Origin of the sequence: Acidovorax sp. GW101-3H11 (genome assembly GCF_001633105.1) — a bacterium.
GTDB lineage: Bacteria > Pseudomonadota > Gammaproteobacteria > Burkholderiales > Burkholderiaceae_C > Acidovorax.
Genome location: NZ_LUKZ01000025.1, coordinates 138,278 through 158,610, shown reverse-complemented (window position 1 = coordinate 158,610; position 20,333 = coordinate 138,278). Strand labels below are relative to the sequence as shown.

At 63.6% G+C, this 20,333-nt stretch carries 16 protein-coding genes and 1 pseudogene; 4 read left to right on the top strand and 13 right to left on the bottom strand.

From position 1 onward, the window contains the following. Positions 1 to 161: 161 nt before the first annotated feature. The 10 genes from A1D30_RS18865 to A1D30_RS18820 all read right to left on the bottom strand — a co-directional run bounded on the left by A1D30_RS18865 (position 162) and on the right by A1D30_RS18820 (position 11,484). Positions 162 to 2,024: a beta-galactosidase gene (locus A1D30_RS18865; protein ID WP_063462289.1), complete on the bottom strand. Its 1,863-nt coding sequence runs from the start codon at positions 2,022 to 2,024 to the stop codon at positions 162 to 164. Positions 2,025 to 2,246: 222 nt separating this feature from the next. Continuing rightward, a complete protein-coding gene (locus A1D30_RS18860) occupies positions 2,247 to 2,990 on the bottom strand; it encodes a gamma-glutamylcyclotransferase (RefSeq protein ID WP_063462288.1) in 744 nt (247 codons plus the stop codon). Positions 2,991 to 3,006: 16 nt separating this feature from the next. Beyond that, complete coding sequence (locus tag A1D30_RS18855) at positions 3,007 to 3,756, bottom strand: pirin family protein (protein WP_063462254.1); 750 nt, start codon at positions 3,754 to 3,756, stop codon at positions 3,007 to 3,009. 218 nt (positions 3,757 to 3,974) lie between these two features. After that, entirely contained in the window at positions 3,975 to 4,775 is an 801-nt protein-coding gene (locus tag A1D30_RS18850; protein WP_063462253.1) for an enoyl-CoA hydratase-related protein, read from the bottom strand. A 101-nt stretch (positions 4,776 to 4,876) separates the two neighbouring features. Further along, the gene (locus tag A1D30_RS18845) at positions 4,877 to 6,679 is read right to left on the bottom strand and encodes an AMP-dependent synthetase/ligase (RefSeq protein WP_063462252.1); all 1,803 of its coding nucleotides are present in this window, start codon (positions 6,677 to 6,679) and stop codon (positions 4,877 to 4,879) included. Further along, the gene (locus A1D30_RS18840) at positions 6,676 to 7,494 is read right to left on the bottom strand and encodes an ABC transporter ATP-binding protein (RefSeq protein WP_063462251.1); all 819 of its coding nucleotides are present in this window, start codon (positions 7,492 to 7,494) and stop codon (positions 6,676 to 6,678) included. The genes A1D30_RS18845 and A1D30_RS18840 overlap by 4 nt, the downstream gene beginning before the upstream one ends. 13 nt (positions 7,495 to 7,507) lie before the next feature. Next, positions 7,508 to 8,689: an ABC transporter substrate-binding protein gene (locus A1D30_RS18835; protein ID WP_063462250.1), complete on the bottom strand. Its 1,182-nt coding sequence runs from the start codon at positions 8,687 to 8,689 to the stop codon at positions 7,508 to 7,510. A gap of 17 nt (positions 8,690 to 8,706) precedes the next feature. Continuing rightward, complete coding sequence (locus A1D30_RS18830; protein WP_063462249.1) at positions 8,707 to 9,744, bottom strand: branched-chain amino acid ABC transporter permease; 1,038 nt, start codon at positions 9,742 to 9,744, stop codon at positions 8,707 to 8,709. 10 nt (positions 9,745 to 9,754) lie between these two features. Beyond that, complete coding sequence (locus A1D30_RS18825) at positions 9,755 to 10,645, bottom strand: branched-chain amino acid ABC transporter permease (protein WP_063462248.1); 891 nt, start codon at positions 10,643 to 10,645, stop codon at positions 9,755 to 9,757. Next, the gene (locus tag A1D30_RS18820; RefSeq protein WP_063462247.1) at positions 10,642 to 11,484 is read right to left on the bottom strand and encodes an ABC transporter ATP-binding protein; all 843 of its coding nucleotides are present in this window, start codon (positions 11,482 to 11,484) and stop codon (positions 10,642 to 10,644) included. Before A1D30_RS18820 ends, A1D30_RS18825 begins: the two co-directional genes overlap by 4 nt. Before the next feature lie 156 nt (positions 11,485 to 11,640). Between A1D30_RS18820 and A1D30_RS18815 the strand changes: the two genes are divergently transcribed. Then, the gene (locus tag A1D30_RS18815; RefSeq protein WP_109790990.1) at positions 11,641 to 12,498 is read left to right on the top strand and encodes a TetR/AcrR family transcriptional regulator; all 858 of its coding nucleotides are present in this window, start codon (positions 11,641 to 11,643) and stop codon (positions 12,496 to 12,498) included. 351 nt (positions 12,499 to 12,849) lie between these two features. Here A1D30_RS18815 and A1D30_RS18810 read toward each other — a convergent pair whose 3' ends face one another. The 3 genes from A1D30_RS18810 to A1D30_RS18800 all read right to left on the bottom strand — a co-directional run bounded on the left by A1D30_RS18810 (position 12,850) and on the right by A1D30_RS18800 (position 15,425). Beyond that, positions 12,850 to 14,505 (bottom strand): ATP-binding protein, encoded by a 1,656-nt coding sequence (locus A1D30_RS18810; protein ID WP_063462246.1) that lies wholly within the window; start codon positions 14,503 to 14,505, stop codon positions 12,850 to 12,852. A gap of 135 nt (positions 14,506 to 14,640) precedes the next feature. Then, entirely contained in the window at positions 14,641 to 15,156 is a 516-nt protein-coding gene (gene cueR, locus A1D30_RS18805; RefSeq protein WP_242421941.1) for a Cu(I)-responsive transcriptional regulator, read from the bottom strand. A 62-nt stretch (positions 15,157 to 15,218) separates the two neighbouring features. Beyond that, the gene (locus A1D30_RS18800) at positions 15,219 to 15,425 is read right to left on the bottom strand and encodes a cation transporter (RefSeq protein ID WP_063462245.1); all 207 of its coding nucleotides are present in this window, start codon (positions 15,423 to 15,425) and stop codon (positions 15,219 to 15,221) included. A gap of 437 nt (positions 15,426 to 15,862) precedes the next feature. Between A1D30_RS18800 and A1D30_RS18795 the strand changes: the two genes are divergently transcribed. The 3 genes and pseudogenes from A1D30_RS18795 to A1D30_RS26500 all read left to right on the top strand — a co-directional run bounded on the left by A1D30_RS18795 (position 15,863) and on the right by A1D30_RS26500 (position 20,264). After that, positions 15,863 to 18,127, top strand: coding sequence for a heavy metal translocating P-type ATPase (locus A1D30_RS18795; protein ID WP_063462244.1), 2,265 nt, complete (start codon positions 15,863 to 15,865; stop codon positions 18,125 to 18,127). A gap of 118 nt (positions 18,128 to 18,245) precedes the next feature. Continuing rightward, positions 18,246 to 19,811, top strand: a pseudogene (locus tag A1D30_RS18790) (methyl-accepting chemotaxis protein); the annotation flags it as partial. Then, positions 19,785 to 20,264 carry a CZB domain-containing protein gene (locus A1D30_RS26500; protein WP_242421946.1) on the top strand — a complete coding sequence of 160 codons (480 nt, stop codon included), beginning with the start codon at positions 19,785 to 19,787 and terminating at the stop codon, positions 20,262 to 20,264. The pseudogene A1D30_RS18790 and the gene A1D30_RS26500, both read left to right, overlap by 27 nt. Positions 20,265 to 20,333 lie beyond the last annotated feature (69 nt).

Below are 20,333 nucleotides of genomic sequence, written 5' to 3'. Positions count from 1 at the left end.
TTGCTGCGCTATGTGGCCTTGTACAACCACCAGTTGCCGCAGTCAGCGCTCAAGAGCAGTACGCCGATGCAGGCCATGAAACAGTGGTATCAGACGCACCCGCATCTTTTTCACAAGCGACCCTATGATCGTCCGGGATGTGACACCTATTCAGGCATGCGCTATTTCGTTTGAACGGCGGCTGTCTTTTTGGGTATGACACTCATAATTTCGCGGACAAAAAGTTTTCTCCACGCATCTTTGGTCGAGTCTTCAATCAACTGCGGCATGAAGCCGAAGGCCAAGGTGCGTTCGCCCCGCACCATGATTCCGCTGTCGGGTTGCAAGATGTCTGTAGCCAGTAGTTTGTAGCCTTCTCGGGGGGTGATGGAGGCGTAACTGGTATAGAGGCTTCGGGATGGCTTGATACGGAAAACCTCGCCGTTGATCAGAAATACCCCTCCTTTGTTTTTCCATTTGAGTCTGGAAATACCAAAAACATCGTTCATCCAGTCAGTGGTCGGTTTTCCATTTTCATCAAATTCTCCAAGGCGCATATCTTGAATGAGTGCTCCACCATTTTTCCAGTAGGTGGTTAGTTTGGATTTGATGCTTTGCGGTAGTGCTGCCTGGTGAGGAACCAGGATGGCGTCAAGACTGTGAATGATGGAATCATCCTGGAGCAGATTTTTTTCTCCAATGATATGAACATCCAACTCCGGCTGGTTGCTCAGGATTTTGTATGCTGCAAACAGTGCATCCCGATGGGTGTTTCGTCCGGCACTTCGTTCCCCATGCCAGACATAGAAATTTGTGGTGGAGCCCAGGATGCCGATCTTGGATTTTTTCCTTGCAGGTGTGGGGTTATCCCTGGCCGGCTGGATCGAGATAGCGCTGAGCTTTTCTTTATCGATGGTTGCCGACTGGCCTGCCGTTGCCTGGCGTTGTAATCCACCCACCTCGAAACCGATAACGTTGACCTGGGAAAGCGCTTGGGCAATGGTGCTGTTGATAACAGGAATCAGCTCGTGGGTTTTCTTTTGTCTCTCCCATACCTCGGCATAGGCACCTACCATGATTTGCTTGTAGCCCAATGAACCCATGTAGTTGGCAAGTGTGGGAAGAACGTCCGTGTCCGGAACCAGCTTGTACCCGTCATAGAAATTGAAATCTATCACGGCAATATCGATACAGTCAGTCAGTTTTTCCACGACACCGGTTGCATAGATGGCGTCATGCGAAGTAAAGGTCTCGGCGAAGTAACCCATGGCCAGAGCTCCACTTTTCTGAATTGACTTGGCATATAAACATGTGGCATCTCGGAGCCGGTTTTCTCGATATTCCTTGTGAGTGTGAAGAAAGGGTTCTATTTTTTGAGGGCCAAGTTGGATGTTGTTGTTGTAATTGATGGTAGGCTGGGGTATGCCATATTTTTTTGAAAAATCACGCTGGGTAGATTCTTTGTAATCGCGCCATTGATAGCCAGTTTGGCCATACTTGATCTCATGCTCTTCCTGGAGACCCACTGCAAAGCCAAGTATTTTTCCTGGGTAGCGATTGGAAAAATGGTGAACAGTTTTTTCTATGAATTCCGTTGATTTTTTTTGAATGAAATCATCTGTAAAATCAAGCTGCCATTGATAGTCTCCAGAAAAGTTTTTCATTACTAAATCTGGATGATCTTTGTAGATCCATGCAGGGGCCGTGGACGTGTCCGGTATATTTTTTCCATTCTCATCGAGGTAGGACCGTCCACCCATATCGAGGACCAGTATCAGGGAGAGCCCGCTGCCGACAATAGCATCAAGGTATTTGTGGTAGTGGGAAAATTGATATTGGTTTTTTTGATCTTCTATGTCGGACCAATTGAGATAAAAGGTTACATGGCTGAAGCCATGGTTTTTAATGCTACTCAGTAAATTAATATCCTGTTTGATATCCCAAGGCATCAAAATAATGCTTGAAACAGGGGCCTTGGACGAAGTGCTGTTAGCAAAGGCGATAGACGAAAAGAGAAATGCCGCAATACAGATGATTTTTTTCATGGGAGAGGCTGTGGAATAAATTCGATGCGCTGTCTCAACATCCTGGATCACAAGGTATTTGAGCGTTGCCCTCCTGCTGGGGATGGAGAGGGCGTACAGGTTGAAGAACAACAGGCGCAGGTGTTTTTCGCACCATTGTTTCATGGACCGTTGAGGCGCTTTTTGGGGAGCTGTGCCCCCCGGCTTTACAGGTGTTCCTGGAGACGCGGTGTGCTGCGGATATCAGGCAGCCTGCGTGATCTGTGCCACCAATGTGTATAGCGCTTCCACATACCCATCCCCAATCCCCAGCACCTCACACTGCCGCACCAGCTGCTCCAGATAGTCCCGGTTGCTGCCGATGCGCCCGCAGGCCTTTGCAATGGTCGCGGCGGTGGCCTGCATCGACAGGTTGCCCCGGTAATGGGTGTGGGTGGTGTTGGCCACCAGAACCAGCGCCTGCACCGCACCTTGGGGTGTGGGCAGCGCAAGCAGTTGCGGGCAGTAGGCGCCGGTGATCATCTCGCGGCGCCAGAGCAGGCGGGATTCGGCATCGACCTGCGGGGCGGGTATCCGGAACGCCAGGCCTTCGCAGACCTGGCTGGCGTCCGGCTCCAGCGTCAGCACCAGCCCGGGGCAATCGGGCGTGCCCCGGCCGATGGTGGTGCCCAGGGCAAAACGGCGTCCGTACCCGGGCAGGCAGGCCCGGCGCACTTCGTCGAAATGAAAACCCGGGTTCCACATCAGCGAACCATAGGCAAACACCCACAGGTCAAGCGATTGTGTGGTGATGGTGGCGAGCACCTCGCCGCGCGAGCGTTCCACCTCGCTGTCGGGCAGGCGCCAGTGGGCGGGCAGGCCCTGGCTGCGGGCCTGGGCGTCCCATTCGGCCAAGGCCTCATCGGTCAGGCGCAGGCCCGAAGCGTGGGCCGGGGTGAGCCGGCCTTGCAGCTCGGGCAGGTGGAGGAAAGCGTTGGGGTGGGGCATGGTGGCGGGCTGCAGCTTACCGGCGGGCCAGGTCGAACACCAGCACATTGGCGCCAGTGCCATGCTGCAGGGTCAGCTGGTTTTCATCCTCCAGCAACGCGCCGTCGCCCGCAGCCAGTGGCACGCCGTTGACCTGCACGCTGCCCTGTGCCACATGCACATACGCCAGGCGCAGGGGGTCGAGCGCCTGCGTGGCGGTTTCGGCATCTCCGTCGAACAGGCCTGCCCAGAAGGTGGCATCGGCATTCATGCTGAGCGAACCATCGACCCCTTTGCGCGATGCAAGGCGAACCAGGCGGCCCCGGCGGTCTGCGGCCGGAAAGTGCTTTTGCTCGTAGCTGGGACGGATGCCGGTGAACAGGGGTTTGAACCAGATCTGCAGGAAGTGGGTGTCCTGGTCCTGCAGCGCGTTGAATTCGCTGTGCTGCACGCCCCAGCCTGCGCTCATGCGCTGCACATCGCCGGGGCGCAGGATGCCGGTGGGGGGCGTTGGCGCAGGGGCAGAGCCGTCCGCAGGGCTGCGCTGCGGCAGGTTGTCCTGGTGGGCCAATGCGCCGCTGAGCACATAGCTCACGATCTCCATGTTGCGGTGGCCGTGGCTGCCAAAGCCCTGGCCGGGGGCCATGGTGTCGTCGTTGAGCACCAGCAGGTTGCCATGGCCCTGGTGGCGCAGGTCAAAGTAGCTGCCAAACGAAAAACTGTGGGCACTGTGCAGCCAGCCGGTGGAGGAGCGGCCCCGGTCTGCGGCTGCGCGGACGGTGATCACGGTGAAGGTGTCCTGCGGTTGGCGAAAGGGTTGTGCACATCGGGCGATGGCATGTACCAACTGTAGAGGGCGGGGCCGCCCCGATAAACGGGGTGCGCACAAACGGAGTGTTCTGGAAACGCGGCCAATAGGGGCCTGTGAGAGTGGTGCGCGAGCTGGCGCGTGTCCTGCGTTGGAAGTTCTTTGTGAAACGCGTTTTCAACGCAGGACACCAGGCGCTACCGACCCGCAAACGACGCGCTCTGGCGCAGGTGGAACGCCTCTACCCCTGCGCGAAAGTCTTCGGTGCCTGCACAGTGCACAAAGGCGTCCTTTTCTGCGGCCAGTTGCTCGGGCAGCGTGTGGTCCATCGACGCACGCATCAGGCGCTTCATGGCGCCGTAGGCCAGCGTGGGGCCGCTGGCCAGGCGCTGGGCGAGGGCGGCAGTGGCACTGTCCAGTTCGGCGGCGGGCACCACGCGGTTGACGAGGCCCAGGCGCAGCGCGTCGTCAGCGGTGAAGGCGTCGCCCAGCAGCGCAATCTCCAGCGCCTGGCGCACGCCCACGATGCGCGGCAGCGCCCACGAGGCGCCCACGTCGCAGCTGGTGCCCAGGTTGATGTAGGCCAGGTTCAGGCGTGTGCCTTCGGCGGCGATCACGTAGTCGGCCATGAGCAGCAGGCTCAGGCCCGCGCCGGCTGCCACACCGTGCACTTGCGCAACGACGGGCGCGTTCATCTGCGCCAGCAGGAGCAGTGCTGCGTTGAGCGGCGTGAGAATGTCGATGGCACTCTGCACCGGGTCGGCGCGCAGCGTGGCCAGGTCGCCACCGGCCATGAAACCCCGGCCGTTGCCACACAACACCACGGCGCGCACGGCAGGGTCGGCGGCAACGGTCTGCACGGCGGCGAGGAAGGCGTTGGCCATGGGCACGTCGATGGCATTGAGTGCCTCGGGTCGGTTGAAGCGCAGCGTGGCAATGGCGCCTTCGCGCTCCAGCAGCAGGGGCGGTGTGGCGGGGGTGGTGGCGGTGTTTTTCATGTCAAATAGGCCTTCTGCGCGCGCCAGTAAAGCGCTTATAGCTCCTGTTTTGATAGTGAACGGGCTAGGCAGGTGTTGCAGGTCTGTCCACCAACCCGCGTTCAGCCGTACAGCGCCTCGATCTCGGCCGCATAGGTTTTGTAGATGCTCGTGCGGCGCACCTTCATCGTCGCGGTCACCTCGCCGTCGTCGTGGTCCAGCTCCTTGGTGAGCAGATGGAACTTGCGGATCTGCGAGACCTGCGCGAGGCGCTGGTTGCCCTGGTTGATTTCGGCGTCGATGAGGCCGCGCACCTCCGGGTGCTCCACCAGCGAGCGGTAGTGCGTGAACGGGATGCGCCGCGCCTCGGCCCATTTGCCCACGGTCTCGTAGTCGATCATCACCAGCGCGCCGACAAACTTGCGCGCCTCGGCCACGATGATGCATTCCTTGATGAAGGGGCTGCCCTTCATCGTGTTCTCGATCTCGGAGGGCGTGAGGTTCTTGCCCCCGGCCGTGATCATGATGTCCTTGAGGCGGTCCACGATCTTGATTTGGTCGTGTTCCTCGCGCACCACGTCGCCCGTGTGCAGCCAGCCATCCACGATGCTGCTGGCTGTGGCCTCGGGGTTCTTGTAGTAGCCCGCAAACACCATCTCGCCTTTGATCTGAAGCTCTCCGTTGTCCGCAATGCGGTGCTCCACGCCCTGCGTGGGCACGCCCACGGTGCCCACCACCACATGGTCCAGACGGTGGCCCGTGACCATGCCGGTGGATTCGGTCAGGCCATACACCTCGATGAGCGGCACGCCGAGCACGCGGAAAAAGCGCACCACGTCGGGCGGAATGGGCGCGGCGCCGGTGAGCGCCACATGGGCATTGCGCAGGCCGATGAAGTTCTGCAGCGCGCGGAACACCAGCCAGTAGCTGGCGGCATAAGTGAGCTTGTCGCCAGCGCTCCAGTTGCTGTGCGGCTTCTCGGCCAGCGGCTTGCAGGCGTTGTAGGCCTTGTGGAACAGTGTGCGGCGCAGGCCACCGGTTTCCTGCAGCTTGATGTGGATGGCGGCGTGCAGCTTTTCCCAGATGCGCGGCACGCCCAGGAACATGGTGGGCGCGACTTCGCGCAGGTCTTCCTGCACGGTGCGAATGGATTCGCCAAAGTTCACCTGCGAGCCGAGGTAGACGGGCACAAAGCTGGTGAGCATCTGCTCGGCCACATGGCACAGCGGCAGGTACGACAGGTGGGTGGTGTCCCGCGACAGCTCCAGCCGGTCCACGATGCCGGGCACCACGCCCCGGATGTTGCGGTACGAAATCATCGCGCCCTTGGGCTTGCCGGTGGAACCCGAGGTGTAGATCATCAGGCCCACGTCATCCAGCCGCTGGCGTGCGAGGGCGTCGTCGATGATGGCTTGTTGGCCCGACGCTGCGCCGAGCTGTTCGACCTCGTCAAAGGTGGCGATGAACTGCCGCACCTCGGGCGCAAAGCTGCGCAGGCCCTTGGTTTCCATCACCACGATCTTTTTCAGGCGCGGCAGATCGGGCAGGGCAGCGAGCAGCTTGTCGGTCTGCTCCTGGTCTTCGCAGACCATGATCTCGATGTCGGCATGGCCCACCACATAAGCCACCTCGTTGGTGGGGCTGGTGGGGTACACACCCACCGTCACCGCGCCCACCAGGCCTGCGCCCATCTGGGCCAGCACCCATTCGATGCGGTTCTCGGAGATCACGCCCACATGCCCGCCCGCAGGCAGGCCCAGTGCCTTGAGGCCCAGGCCGAAGTGGCTGGCGCGCTGGTGGTACTGCGCCCAGGTGAAGGGCTTCCAGATGCCGAAGTCCTTTTGCCGGATGGCGATGCGCTGCGCATCGGTGCGCGCACGCTCGCGCAGCATCTGGGGCAGGGTGAGGTCGGGAAGTGTGCTCATGACAGCCAGCGTTTGCGACGCTTGTAATGCTTGATGTCCTTGAAGCTTTTCGCCTCGCCGCCACCGCCCATGCCGAGGTAGAACTCGCGCACATCCGGGTCATTGGCCAGGCGCTCGGCCGTGCCGTCGATCACGATCTTGCCGTTCTCCATGATGTAACCCCGGTGCGCCACGGCCAGCGCCACGGTGGCGTTCTGCTCCACCAGCAGCATGCTGGTGCCCCGCTCGGCATTGATGCGCGCGATGATGGTGAATATGTCTTCGACCAGCTTCGGAGACAAGCCCAGCGAGGGTTCATCCAGCAGGATGAGCTGCGGCTGCGCGATGAGCGCGCGGCCAATGGCCAGCATCTGCTGCTCGCCACCCGACAGGTAGCCCGCCAGGCCCTTGCGCCGCTCGTGCAGGCGCGGGAAGTAGCTGTAGACCAGATCGAAATCCGGCGTTGTACCGCTGCGCCCCGTGAGTGCATAGGTGGCGGCCACCAGGTTCTCTTCGACCGTGAGGTCCTCAAACACGCGGCGGCCTTCCATCACATGGCTCAGGCCGTTGCGCACCAGCTGCTGTGGGGCCACGGCGGCCGTGGGCTGGCCGTTGAAGTGGATGCTGCCGCTTTCGACCACACCATCCTCCAGCGCCAGCAGGCCCGAGATGGCCTTGAGCGTGGTGCTTTTGCCCGCCCCGTTGCTGCCCAGCAGCGCCACGATCTGCCCGCGCGGCACGGCCAGCGACAGGCCGCGCAGGGCCTGCACCACCTTGTTGTAGATGACCTCGATGTTGTTGACTTCGAGGACGTGGGCCGGGGTTGGCTGGGTCATGGCGCAGGCAGTGTCAGAGCTTGATCCAGTCCGATGCCGCGACCATTTTTTGCGCCTTCATGTCGGCGCGGTACACACGGCCCACGGGGATCGAGTTGCCGCTGATGGTGATCGGCACGCCGATCAGCCCGCCGGTGTCGAAGTCCTTGATGGAGTTGAGCGCGGCCTTCAGGTTGGGGCCGGTGAGGGGTTTGCCAGCGTCCAGCGTGCGCTTGGCGGCCTCGGTGAACAGCATCGCGGCCAGGAAGCCCTGGATGTAGGCCGTGCTCTGGTACTCGGGTCGCAGCGCGCGGATCTTCTCCAGCATGGGCGCCTTCTCGGTGTCGTAGTAATAGCGATAGGGCATCACGCCCATGAAGCCGTCGGCGGCCTCGCCCATCTTCATCACGGTGGAGCTGTCCATGGTCCAGAAGGTGCCCATCCACTTGCTGGTCATGCCCTGTTGCTTGCCCTGGGTGATGAACTCGGGGATGGGCGCGAGGATGTAGCCATGGAAGATGGTGTAGTCGGGCGCCGCGCGGCGCAGCTTGATGACTTCGGTGGACACATCCACGCTGCCGGCGGGCGTCATGATCTTGATGGGCACCGACAGGCCCAGCTGCTTGGCCATGGCTTCGCTGGACTCGATGGGGTCGCGGCCGAACTCGGAGTCCGAGTACACGAAGGCAACCTTGGCACCGGGCTTTTCCTTGGCGATGTGCTTGAGCAGGATGCCGAACATCTCGGTGTAGTCGGGGCCCACGAGGAACTGGCTCGGGTACTTCTTGGGGTCGTTGAGTTCGGTGGCAAACGACGCGCCCGCCATCAGGATGTTGCCGTTGCGGTCCAGCTCGGGGTTGATGGTTTTGGAGAAGCCCGTGGAGTCGCCGTAGTACAGGTTGACCTTGTTCTGGCTGGTGATCTTCTTGAACGCAGCCACCGACACATCGACTTTGTAGCCCGTGTCCTCGGGCACGTACTTGACCTTGCGGCCCTTGATGCCACCCGCGTCGTTGAGCATCTTCACGTAGTCGCCCATGCCCGCGTTGATGCCCACGCCCGCAAACGCGAACACGCCGGTGAGCGGGATGGAGCCGCCGATCACGATCTCTTCAGCGCCTTGCGCCAGCACCGACAGCGGGCTGGTGAGGGCGGCGGCGCCAGCGGCTCCGAGCAAGAGTTGGCGGCGCTGGAAGGAAGTGCGTTGTGTGTCCATGGTTGTCTCCTGTGGATTTAGTTGCGGAAAGGCCAGAGATGGAAAAAACGACGGACGCGCCGCCACACTTCGGCCAGGCCATGGGGCTCGAAGACGAGGAAACCGATGATGAGCAGGCCAAATATGACCGTGCGCACGGGCGAGAGGAGCACGGTGAGTTCGCTGCCGCCGGGCATCAGGTCCACCACGAGCTTGAGCAGCTCGGGCACCATGGTCATGAACACCGCGCCCAGGATGCCGCCCAGGATGGAGCCCATGCCGCCGACGATGATGGCCGCGAGAAAGAAGATGGACATGAGCAGAGGAAAACTCTCGGGCGTGACCACGCGAAAGAAGTACGCCCACAGCCCGCCTGCCACGCCCGCATAGAACGACGACAGGCCAAACGACAGCAGCTTGTAGCGCAGCAGCGGTATACCCAGCACCTCGGCCGAAATGTCGCGGTCGCGAATCGCGATGAACGCACGCCCCACGCGCGTGCGGAACAGGTTGGCCGCACCCAGCAGCATGAGGATCGTCACGGGCACGATGAGCCAGTACAGCCGGAACGAGGTGTCGAGCGCCATGCCGAACAGCTTGGCGGGCGGCACGCTCAGGCCGCCGGTGCCGCCAGTGAACTTCCAGTTGGCAAAGATGAAGTGCGCGATGAACGATGCGGCAATGGTGGCAATTGCCAGGTACAGGCCCTTCACGCGCAGCGAGGGGATGCCCACCACGATGCCGCCCAGCATGGCGACGAAGCCACCGGCCAGCAGGTTGAGCACAAAGGGCGTGCCCACCTTGGTTTCCAGCACGGCCACGGTGTAGGCGCCCAGGCCCATGAAGGCGGCCTGCCCCAGGCTGACGAGGCCCGTGTAGCCCGTGAGGATGTTGAGCCCTGTGGCGCTGGCCACATTGATGCTGACCAGGCAGGCCAGGTAGAGCCAGTAGTCGCTGGCCATGAAGGGGAACAGCACCAGCAGCGCGGCGCCCACGGCCAGCCACACTTTTTGCGTGCGCGAGTCGAACAGCGCCGCGTCGGCGATGTAGGTTTCCTTGAGGGTTCCGATGCGCATGGGGTCGGCCTTAGAGTCTCTCGATTTCGTGCGTTCCGAACAGGCCGTACGGCCGCACCAGCAGCACCGCCACCAGCACGATGAAGGTGGCCAGCAGCTTGTATTCGCCGCCCAGGTAGGCCCCGGCCAGTGCTTCGATCAGGCCGATGAGGATGCCGCCGATGAGCGCACCCAGCACGCTGTCGAGCCCGCCCACGATGACGACCACCAGCACCGACAGCCCGAACACGCCCATGCTGGAAGAGATGCCGCCAATCGAGCCAACGATGATCCCGGAGATGGCCGCCAGCATGGCCGAGGCCACCCAGGCCAGCGAGAACACACGCGGCACGTTGATGCCCACCGAATACGCGGCGGCCTGGTCGCTGGCCGTGGCACGCAGGGCCACGCCGCCGCGCCAGAAGCGGAACACCACCAGCACTGCCGCGATGAACACGATGGCGATCACGGCGCCCCAGAACACCTTGGGTGCGAGGAATGCATCCCCCACCATGATGGGCTGCGTGGGCATGAAGTCGGGCAGGCGGCGCTGGTCGGCCGTCCAGATCATTTCCACCAAGCCCACGAGCACCGAGGCCAGGCCCACGGTGACCATGAACACGGAAATCGGCGGCTCGCCCAGTAGCGGGCGGATCATGGTGCGCTCGATCAATGCGCCCAGCAGGCCCGTGCCCAGCACGGCGGCGGGGATGGCCAGCCACAGCGGCAGCGCGAACATCGATGCAAAGGTGAAGAACAGGTAGGCGCCCACCATCAGCAGCTCGCCAATGGCAATGTTGACCACGCGCGTGGCCTTGTAGACCATGACGAAAGCCAGTGCGGCCAGTGCGTAGAGCCCGCCACCGGCGATGCCGGTGAGGCTGATCTCAAACAGGTAGGCCCAGTCGAAGTTGCCGGTCATGCGGTGGTCACTCCCTGCAGCTTGGCACGCAGGTCGCCCACGTCGCCCGCGCCCAGGTAGGCGCGGATGACCTCGGGGTTGGCCTGCACGGCGGCGGGTGTGCCCTGTGCGATGACCTGGCCGAAGTTGAGCACCACCACGTGGTCCGACAGGTCCATCACCATGCCCATGTCGTGTTCCACCATGAGCACCGTCACGCCCCACTCTTCGCGCACGTCGAGGATGAAGCGCGCCATGTCTTCGGTCTCTTCGCGGTTCATGCCGGCCACGGGTTCGTCCAGCATCAGGATCTGCGGCTGCATGGCCAATGCGCGCGCCATCTCCACGCGCTTTTGCAGGCCGTAGGGCAGGGCCGAGACGGGTGCGTGGCGGATGTGGTCGATTTCGAGGAAGTCGATGATGCGCTCCTCGATGTCGCGGCGCAGTTCGGCCTCTTCGCGTCGGGCGCGGCCGAAGTACAGCAGCGCGTCGAGCACGTTGGTCTTGAGGTGCGCGTGGCGGCCGAGCTTGATGTTGTCGAGCACCGTCATGCCGCGAAACAGCGCAATGTTCTGAAAGCTGCGGCCCAGGCCCAGCCTGGCGCGCTGCGGTGCGGGCACGCGGGTGATGTCCTGCCCCTGAAAGCGGATGGAGCCCTGGCTGGGCCGGTAGAAGCCCGAGATGGTGTTGAACAGCGAGGTCTTGCCCGCACCGTTGGGGCCGATGACGGCGGTGATGGAGCCGGGCAACACGTCAAAGCCTACGCCGGTCAGTGCTTTGACGCCGCCGAACGCCAGGGTCACGCCCTGCACCTGCAGCAGGGGCGTGGCAACAGCGGGGCCGGAAGGGGTTGTCTCCATTGGCTTTCTAATACGGGTTGTTCGCAGCTTCTGAACAGAAATTTCTTGCAGACCCTGCAGAAATTTCCTACTTGTGCGTAAACTGTTTACTCGTGAGTAGATTCTGGAAGCCGCCACCCCGTTCAGCATCCGTACTTTCCCGAGGAATCGCCCCCCATGCCCCAGGCCAAAGCGGCATCGACCCGACGCAGCAGCAAAAGCAGCACGAGCAGCGGCAGCAGCCCCCAACGCGCGGCCCCCAAGCCCTCATCCGCAGCCCCGCAGGCCGCAGCCCCGGCCCCCGGGCCCGAAGACGCGCCCGACGCCGCTTCCTCGCCCTGGGCCCCTGTGTCGCACCGCGAACGACAGCGCGAAGCCAAGCGCAACGCCGTGCTGCAGGCGGCGGCCCAGCTGTTCAACGAGCGCGGCTTTCACGCCACCTCGCTCGATGACATTGCCGCGCGCCTGAACGTGACCAAGCCCACGCTGTACTACTACGTGAAGAACAAGGACGAGATCCTGCTGCAGTGCGTGCGCCAGGGCCTGGACATGATGCTGGAGGGCATCGAGGCATCGCGTGCCGCCGGTGGCAAGGCCATCGACCAGCTCATGACCTGCATGCAGGTGTATGCGCGCATCGTCACCATGGACTTCGGCATGTGCCTGATCCGTGTGGGCGACGAGCAGGTGCCCCCCGAAAGCCGCAAGGAGCTGCGCCGCCTCAAGTCCGCCATCGACCAGGAGTTCCGCCGCCTGGTGGCCGAGGGTGTGGCCGAGGGCTCGATCCAGCCCTGCGACCCCAAGATCACGGCCTTTGTGATTGCGGGCGCCTTGAGCTGGATTGGCCGCTGGTACCAGCCCGGTGGCGAGTACACGGCCGAGCAGGTGGCGCAGCAGTGCATTGCAACGCTGTGTGATGGGGTGCTGCGGCGGCCTGCCCAGGCTGCTGCGCCGGAGGTGGTGCCTGTCCCTGCCGCTCAGCGCAAGGTGGGGGGCTCCAAGGTCAAGGCTCCGGCGCGCTCTGGCAAGGCCTGATGCCTTCCCGGGGCCAGGGTTTCAAGGTTTTTTGGCCCCTGCCGCGCGATGGGTGTTTCTTGGTAGCTATTTATTTGATAGCGTTTGCGAGGGGTTGAATTTGCATCCCTGGTGCTTGACTCACCCCTTTGGGCTGGGACTTGTCAAAACCTCACGCTGCGCTTTGGCAAGCTCAGCGTAACCGGTTGTCGTCAACGCAGTGCCTTTGCTGCATGGTGTGTAAGCGGCTTTCTGTGCTGGGCTTGCTTAAACAGGTTGTTTAACCCGCTATCGGGCTTTTTGTGCGGGTTTGGGTTTTATAAGTTGTTGATTTATATGAAATATTCTGCGGCATAAAGCATTGCTTTACCTCTAGGTATCGCCCATTGGCTTAAAGACGGCTGCATCCGACAGATACCAACGGGCCCAGCGCCGCTGACCGAGAACATTGATCGTCCCTTCACTGCGCAACTCGTCCAGCAGCTTTTGCACTGCCTTCATGGGAAGGGACGGGAGCACTTGCCTGAACTCGCTCAGCGGCGCACCGGCTTCGCCTTGGTCTTTGAGATGCTGCAGCAACAAAGCCTTGTTGGTTCCGTGGTCCAAGCCTCGCTTTCGGGTGTAGGTGCCTTTGCAGCCCAGCGACGCATACAAGGCGGCCGCCAGCATGTATTTGGCGGTCTTGCCCCTACCAATGGTTTCCACGGCACCCACTTCCGCAAGGGCAGGTAAGCGTTCCTGCAACTCGGGAGCCATGGGCCGACCCTGTTGCAGGCATTCCAGTGCCAAATAGTCCAGCGTCGATAAGCTGCGCAGCGTCTCTTCTCCCAGCCGCTCCATGAACCGCACAAATGCCGGGTTGCGCACGCCACCCTCCAGCGTCAGCCTCACTTCGTGCGCTGCTGTGCCCGCAAAGCTGGGCAGGGGCTTGCCCTGGCGCACGGCGCTTTCCATCATCAGGTTCAGGCCTTGGCCGGATCGCTCAATCAGCCCGCAGCGTCCCAGGGCCTCGGCCAGGCGGCGGTTGCGCGGGTTTTGTTGGTCGATGATGTTCTCGGGCGTGATCCCGAGTGGCAGGCCACCGGGGCTCACTACCTCTAGCCGCTTGGCAAACTGCCGCACAAAGATCGAGCCGCCCAAACGGTAGTCGCGGTGGGCCACCGCGTTCAGGATGGCTTCGCGCACGGGCACCTCGTCAAAGGTGGGCAGGTCCATGCGGAAGAAGTCGTCCTGGTAGCTCTGCCGGTCGTTGCGCAGGTTGATCTTTTTCCACAGCGCGTCTTGCCAGGCAAAAAAACCGGCACGGTATTCCTCACGGTCGGCCGCCGGGCCGGCGGCTTCAGACGAGCGGTACTCAAACACCAGCTCAGCCTGCGCCAGCCACCGCGTGAGGCCTGCGCGCGTGCCAAACAGGATGAGCGCCGCATAGCTCACCTGGTCTCCATCCACCAGCAGTTCGGCGTCGCGCAGGGTTTGCGGGTCGTTCAAGTCGCGCTTGCGAAGGTCGCCACTCTTGCGCGCCCAGCGTTCGCGGAAGAGGGCGATGGACTCGGGCTCCAGGTCCGCCAGCGTGGCGCCGGGACAGGGCTGGGCTGAAAAGTCGGGCCCACCTTCGGCAAACATGGCGCGCAGCTCATGGTCGGCCAGCGGGGCCAGATCATCGCCCGCGCGCTTGAAGTAGCTGCCGTCCACATTCCACGCCGTGCCTAGCAAGCGCGGGGGCACATGCACTATCAGTACACGCCCCTCGGGCAGGCGCATTTCTTCCACCGGGATGCGGTGGCCTAGCCGCGTGTGCAGGCCTGCCTCGGTGCGTCCTGGGTCTCCAAACGCTTGCGTGCCCACAATGCGCCGGGGCCGCTTGTCCGTCACGCCCAGCACGATGGTGCCGCCGCCCTCGTTGGCCAGGGCCACGCAGTACTTGAGCAGCTTTTCAAAGTCGTAGCGCTGCCTAGCTTCTTTGAATTCCAGGCGCTGGCCTTCGGGTTCAAGCAGCCATTGTTGAAGCTGGGCGACGGAGGTGGGCATGGGGCAGTCGGAAGCAGGCGGTGAGAAAGCCTGAGAGTCTGCCATGGGGGGCTTGCCGCAGCAGTGTGGGCTGTGTGGTGGGCAGAAGTTTTGATGTTTTTCGGCCTCCACCGCGCGATGGATATGCCTTTGAAGCTATTTATTTGATAGCGATTTGCGCGGCGCTGTGCTGCGGGGCTCGCTCTGCCCCGCCGCCAGGTCGTCCAGGATGGGGCAGTCCGGCCGGTCGTTGCCTTTGCAGCAGGACACCAGGGTCTGCAGGCTGCGCTGCATGGCCTGCATTTGCGCGATGCGTTCGCTCAGGTCGTCGATGTGCTGCTGCGCAATGCGCTTGACCTGGCTGCTGGCGCGGCTGCGGTCGTGCCACAGGCCCAGCAGCTCGGCGATTTCTTCCATCGAGAAGCCCAGGTCGCGGCTGCGGCGGATGAAGTGCAGGGCGTGCACGTCGGCCTCGGTGTACTGGCGGTAGCCGCTGTCGGTGCGCGCCACGCCGCTGATGAGGCCCAGCGATTCGTAGTGCCGCACCATGCGCGCCGAGATGCCTGCGCGCCGGGCGGCGACGCCGATCGGCACGGGCCAGGGGGTGGCGCGGGGCGTTGCGGCCTTGGTGCGCGCGGTCGGCGCGGTATTGACTGACTGGGGCGTGGTCATGCTGTGGCCCTCGCTGGGGTGTGTGGTGGCGCGGCGCTCAGAGGCAAAAGACTCTCAGCCTCTCAAGCCGCGACGCTGTAGCCTTCTTCGGCAATGGCGGCGGCCAGGGCCTCGCGGGGGGCGGTGCTGTCCACGTCCACCTTGCCGCTGGCGCGGTCGATGCGGACCTGGGCGTCGGGGTCTACCTGCAACACGGCCTGGGTGACGGCGCGTTCGCAGTGGCCGCAGGTCATGCCCTGCACTTGGAAAGTGGTGGTGGTGGTTGCCATGGGGTGTCCTTGTTGGGGTTAAGAGCCTGTTTACGATCTCGCAGGGGATCGCGTTGGAGCGCAATCGGGATGAGTGGATGCTTCGGATGCGCTGCATGGGCTCGTGCCCATGCAAGCAGCCGAGGCGTCCAATCGCCCGATTTCGCTCCAACCCTTCGGGCAGTGGCCTTTGCGGGCGGTCTGCAGCGTTGCGGCGCTTGTGGATAGCAGAGCTATCCACTGCGCCCCGCGCCTTGCAGTCCATCCCGCAAAGACCACTGCGCGACCCCTGGGAGATCGTAAACAGGCTTTGCAAAACGGCCGTGGATGCGACCGAAGCGAATGTTGAAGCTTGACATCGTGGCAGAGTCAAATATGGTCCAAGGCACTCATGGTGTGAGGGTTGATCAAAATCAATGCTTGACCTTGCCATCACGTCAAGGATCAGCATCCCGACCATGAACACTCCAACTCTCCATTCCTCAGAGGCAGTCCACTCGCTGGACCTCGGTATCTCCGGCATGACCTGCGCAAGCTGCGTGGGCCGCGTGGAGCGCGCGCTGCGCAAGGTGCCGGGCGTGCAGGAGGCTTCGGTCAACCTGGCGACCGAGTCTGCGCGCATTGCCTTTGTCACGCAGGTGGGCGCCGACGCCGCCGGCATGGAGGCGGTGCTGCGCCGCGCGGTGCGCAACGCGGGCTACGAGCCGCGTGCGGCGGGGCAGGACGAAGCGGTGGAAGACCTGTCACCCTGGGCGGGGTTTCTGCCCGTGGGCATTGGCCTGCTGCTGTCGGCGCCGCTGGTGCTGCCGATGATCGGTGACCTGTTTGGTCAGCACTGGATGCTGCCCGCCTGGGTGCAGTTTGTGCTGGCCACGCCGGTGCAGTTCATTCTGGGGGCGCGGTTTTACAAGGCGGGCTGGCATGCGGCCAAGGCGCTGAGCGGCAACATGGATTTGCTGGTGGCGCTGGGCACCAGCGCGGGCTGGGGCCTGTCGATGTGGCTGTGGCTCACGGCGCCCACGGACCACCCGGGGCATGTGCCGCATCTGTACTTCGAGGCGTCAGCCGTGGTGGTCACGCTGGTGCTGCTCGGCAAATGGCTGGAGGCGCGCGCCAAGCGCCAGACCACGGCGGCCATCCGTGCGCTGCATGCGCTGCGGCCGGATGTGGTGCATTTGCTGACCAAGCAGGGCGAGGTGGATGTGCCGGTGTCGGAAGTGCTGGTGGGCGACCAGCTGGTGGTGCGTCCTGGCGAGCGCATCCCGGTGGACGGCACGGTGCACGAGGGCCACACGCAGGTGGATGAATCGATGCTGACCGGCGAGCCCCTGCCGGTGGCGCGCGATGTGGGCGCGGCGCTGACGGGTGGATCGATCAACGGCGATGGCCGCATCGTGATGGCGGTGACGGCCGTGGGCGCCGAGACGGTGCTGGCCCAGATCATCCGGCTGGTGGAAGACGCCCAGGCGGCCAAGGCGCCCATCCAGCGGCTGGTGGACCAGGTGTCGGCCATTTTTGTGCCGGTGGTGCTGGTGGTGGCGCTGGTGACCCTGGCGGGCTGGCTGGCCATGGGCGCGGGGCTGGAGGCGGCGCTGATCCACGCCGTGGCCGTGATGGTGATCGCCTGCCCCTGTGCGCTGGGGCTGGCCACGCCTGCGGCCATCATGGCGGGCACGGGCGTGGCGGCCAAGCACGGCATCCTGATCAAGGACGCGCAGGCGCTGGAGCTGGCGCACAAGGTGGATGTGGTGGCCTTTGACAAGACGGGCACGCTGACTGTGGGCCAGCCCCGTCTTACGGCGTTTGACGTGGTGCCGGGTCTGGACGATGCGGCGGTGATGGCGACCGTGGCCGCAGTGCAAAGCGGCAGCGAGCACCCGCTGGCGCGCGCGGTGGTGGCGGCTGCGGGCGAGCGGCAGATTAACGTGGCCACCGCGCAGGATGTGCGCGCCGTGCCGGGGCGCGGCACCGAGGGCGAGGTGGACGGCCAGAGCACCCTGGTGGGCAGCCTGCGCTGGATGCAGGAGCTGGGGGTGGGCCTGGGCCCGTTGTCAGACCGCGCGGAGGCTTTGCAACGCGAAGGTGCCACGGTGTCGGCGGTGGCGCAGCGGGTCACGGAAGGGCTAGCCCTTAGAGCATTGATGGCCTTTGGCGACGAACCCAAGCCGGGTGCGCGCGAAGCTTTGGCGGCGCTGAAGGCACGCGGCATCCGCACGGTGATGGTGTCGGGCGACAACCGGGGCGCGGCCGAGGCCATGGCTCGGCGCCTGGGGCTGGACCCGGCTGCGGGCGAGGTGGTGGCCGAGGTGGTGGCCGAGGTGCTGCCGGGCGACAAGGCGGCCAAGGTGGCTGCGTTGCAACAGGGCGCTGACGGCAAGCGCCATCATGTTGCGATGGTGGGCGACGGCGTTAACGATGCCCCCGCGCTCGCAGCGGCCGATGTGGGGATGGCCATGGGCAACGGAACCGACGTGGCCATGCATGCAGCGGGCATCACGCTGATGCGTGGCGACCCGATGCTGGTGGCGGCGGCGCTGGATATTTCGCACCGCACGGTGATGAAGATCCGCCAGAACCTGTTCTGGGCGTTTGCATACAACGTGGCGGGCATTCCGCTGGCGGCGCTGGGGTATCTGAACCCGGTGGTGGCAGGGGCGGCGATGGCGCTCAGCTCGGTCAGCGTCATGGCGAATGCCCTCTTACTCAAGCGCTGGCGCATGTGATAAACACGTACAGCGCAGTCACCGATGTCTGGCAAACTGCAACGCTTTGTTGCAAAACCGTGGCCTCGGGGGAGGTGCGGCGAACGCATCGGCATAGCTATATCAAGGACGACAGATCATGAATCTCTTCTCGCTCATGCGGCAGTTCACCATACGCTTGCGCATGCTGGGCGCCATTGGCGTGGTTCTGGGGCTGCTGGGGCTGCTGGGTGGCGCGGGCATGCTGGGCATGTTCCGCATCCATGACATGAGCCAGAACTTCATGGACAACTCGTTCGCCAAGGTGAGCAACATGGCCGAGCTGCGCGGCGAGATGGGTGCCATCCGCCAGCACGAGAAGGACATGATCATCGGCTACGAAAAGCCCGAGGCCGTGAAGGCCGCCCACACCAAGTGGCTGGCCAGCCACGACAAGGCCAAGAAGATTGCGGGCAAGTTCCTGGAAGGGGGCGAGGATGCCGACAACGTGGTGGTGCGCAACATCATCACCAAGCTCGACAGCTACAAGGACCTGTTTGCCCATGTGGCGCGCCAGCTGGAAGCCAGTGGCTACGACACCGCCACCATCGCCAACCGCATGAGCGGCAAGGCCGTGGCCGAGTTCGACCTGGCCGACAAGCTGATGACAGAGCTGGACACGGTGTTGCGCAACGAGGTCACGCAATCGGTGGCGCAGCAGGGTGAGGTGTCCAACCAGACCAAGTGGCTGTTTGTGCTGGCCGTGCTGATCACGGTGGTGGTGGTGGTGCCCACCACGCTGATGAACATGAACTCCATCTGCAACCCGCTGGAAGAGGCCCGCAAGATGGCGCAGGCGATTGCGGGGGGCGACCTGTCGCAGCATATTGCGGCCGAGGGCAAGGACGAAGTGGCCGACCTGCAGCGCGCACTGCGCGAGATGCAGCAGGGCCTGGGCGCGCTGGTGGCGCAGGTGCGCGATGCCAGCGGCAACATCGCCACGGCCAGCCAGGAGATCGCCACGGGCAACCAGGACCTGTCGCAGCGCACCGAGCAGACGGCCAGCAATGCACAAGAGGCCGTGTCTTCGCTGACGCAGCTCACGTCCACCGTGCAACAGACGGCATCGTCCTCGCAGATGGCGAACCAGCTGGCGGCCTCGGCATCGCAGATGGCCACGCACGGTGGTGGTGTGGTGCAGCAGGCCGTGGCCAGCATGCACGAGATCTCGGCATCGAGCCGCAAGATTGGCGACATCATCGGGCTGATTGACTCCATCGCTTTCCAGACCAACATCCTGGCGCTGAACGCGGCTGTGGAAGCTGCCCGCGCAGGCGAGCAGGGCCGGGGCTTTGCGGTGGTGGCCAGCGAGGTGCGCAGCCTGGCGCAGCGCAGCGCAGCGGCGGCCAGCGACATCAAGGGTCTGATCCAGAGCAGCGTGACGGCCGTGGACGGCGGCGTGCGCCATGTGGAAGAAGCGGGCACGGCCATGAAGGACATCGTGGGCAGCGTGCAGCGCGTGGGCGACATCATTGGCGAGATCACGGCGGCGGCGTCTGAGCAGTCGGCCGGCATTGGCCAAGTGAACAGCTCTGTGGGCGAGATCGACCGCATGACGCAGCAGAACGCCGCACTGGTGGAAGAGTCTGCCGCTGCCGCCGAGTCGCTGCGCGAGCAGGCCGCGCGCCTGTCGCAGGTGGTGCAGCAGTTCCGCCTTGCCGACAGCGGGCACGCAGCCGCAGCAGCGCATTCTGTCGGCGGGTATGCCCCGGCGCTGGCGCCAGCCCCGGCGCACACTTCCAGGGCTCTTGCGGCCCCGTCTGGCAGTGGCATAAATCTGGAGTCCGCCATCAAGGCACACGCGCAGTGGCGTGCCAAGCTGCGCAATGCCGCCCAGCAGCGCGAACACCTGGACGCAGGCACCATCGGCCGCGATGATTGCTGCGAGCTGGGCCGCTGGCTGCATGGCAAGGGACAGGGCTCCTACGGCGCGCTGCCGGCCTTCCAGTCGCTGGTGGATCGGCACCGTGAATTCCATGAGGTGGCGGGTGGAATCGCCAGGACCATCAACCGTGGCGCTTACGCGGAAGCGGAGGAAGCGCTGGCGGGCAACACGCGGTTCTCGCAAGCCTCCAGTGCGGTGGGCGCAGCGATTGTTCAGCTGCGCAACCAGCTCTGATCACTGTCTCGGTGGGCCTGATCTTGGCCCGTCGGACGCTCTGAGTCCAACGATTCGGCGCACCGCGCC